The sequence below is a fragment of the Ancylomarina sp. genome (genome assembly GCF_041555295.1).
Taxonomy (GTDB): Bacteria; Bacteroidota; Bacteroidia; order Bacteroidales; family Marinifilaceae; genus Ancylomarina.
The window spans coordinates 1-1,140 of sequence record NZ_JBFFKR010000499.1; the positions used below are offsets into that span (position 1 = coordinate 1).

Annotated in this window: 2 protein-coding genes and 1 pseudogene; 1 reads left to right on the forward strand and 2 read right to left on the reverse strand. The window is 34.4% G+C overall.

Translation table 11 applies throughout. The features are described 5' to 3' along the window. Nucleotides 1-403: pseudogene (locus ABY905_RS17420) on the forward strand (ATP-dependent Clp protease ATP-binding subunit ClpX); the annotation flags it as partial. 55 nt (nucleotides 404-458) lie between these two features. Here ABY905_RS17420 and ABY905_RS17425 read toward each other — a convergent pair. Both ABY905_RS17425 and ABY905_RS17430 read right to left on the reverse strand, forming a co-directional pair. Beyond that, a complete protein-coding gene (locus tag ABY905_RS17425) occupies nucleotides 459-986 on the reverse strand; it encodes a GNAT family N-acetyltransferase (RefSeq protein WP_372646198.1) in 528 nt (175 codons plus the stop codon). A 3-nt stretch (nucleotides 987-989) separates the two neighbouring features. Next, a complete protein-coding gene (locus tag ABY905_RS17430; RefSeq protein WP_372646200.1) occupies nucleotides 990-1,130 on the reverse strand; it encodes a dihydrofolate reductase in 141 nt (46 codons plus the stop codon). Nucleotides 1,131-1,140: the final 10 nt, after the last annotated feature.

Sequence of the window (1,140 nt, forward strand, 5' to 3'; positions counted from 1 at the left end):
AAACTTATTGCAATACATAGCTCCACAGGATTTAAAATCATTTGGTTTGATTCCTGAAATTATTGGTCGTCTACCTGTTCTAACTTATTTAGAGCCCTTAGATCGTGAGGCACTTCGAGATATTCTAACTGAGCCTAAAAATTCAATCATTAAGCAATACAACAAGCTGTTTAAAATTGATGATATTGAATTAACTTTCGATGAGAATGCTTTGGAATATATCGTTGATAAGGCTTTGGAATACAAATTGGGGGCACGTGGTTTACGTTCAATTTGCGAAGCAATCATGATGGATGCGATGTTCGAATTACCAACTTCTGGTGAAAAATCTGTGAGGATTGATGCTGAATATGCTGCTGGTAAATTGGAAAAAACCAACATGAAACATTTGAGAATAGCTTAAGTTTGCATTCTATATAAAAACAAAAGTCTGGTGATTTACCAGACTTTTTTTTGTTTTATGCTTTGATCGCTTTGAGATATTCATCTTTTAAAATTGACATGATAAGTTTGTCATGGAATTTTCCATCCCTAAAACACGCTTGTCTGCATTTCCCTTCTGCAATAAATCCAGCCTTCTGATAGGCTTTAACGCCTCCGATATTAGGTTTTGAAACGGTTAGCATCAGACGATTTAATCCTTTTTCAAGGAACGCAATCTTAAGAATTTGCTTCGTTACTTCAGAGCCAATTCCTTTACCCCACATCGATTTATCGCCGATAAAAATAAAGTATTCTCCAGATCTATTTAGGCTTGAAATTTTGCAAATACCTGTAAAACCAATTAACTGTTTACTGCTTTTCAAGAAAATGCCAAGGTTTAGATTCTTTTTGTCTTCAAGAACAGATCTGAACCAAACATCAACTTCTCCCGAGTGATTTATTTTCTGAAATGCTGAGAGCGAATATCTGATACTATCAACATCATTAAGCCATTTATAAAATGGAGAAACATGATTTTCATTTAAAGCTTTTAGCTCAATCATATTCTATTTTCTCTCGTAATCGATGAAAGAATATGCGTGCTCATTTTTAGCATCAGGCATATGATCTTCACGTTTCAAACTAGTCCATATTTTTGAGTCAACTTTAGGGAAGTATGTGTCGCCTTCAAATTTGCCATGAACCAATGTTAGATAC

What these genes read in the sequence shown, in the direction of transcription:
- ABY905_RS17425 (WP_372646198.1), bottom strand. Translation starts at nt 986, where the DNA reads ATGATTGAGCTAAAAGCTTTAAATGAAAATCATGTTTCTCCATTTTAT.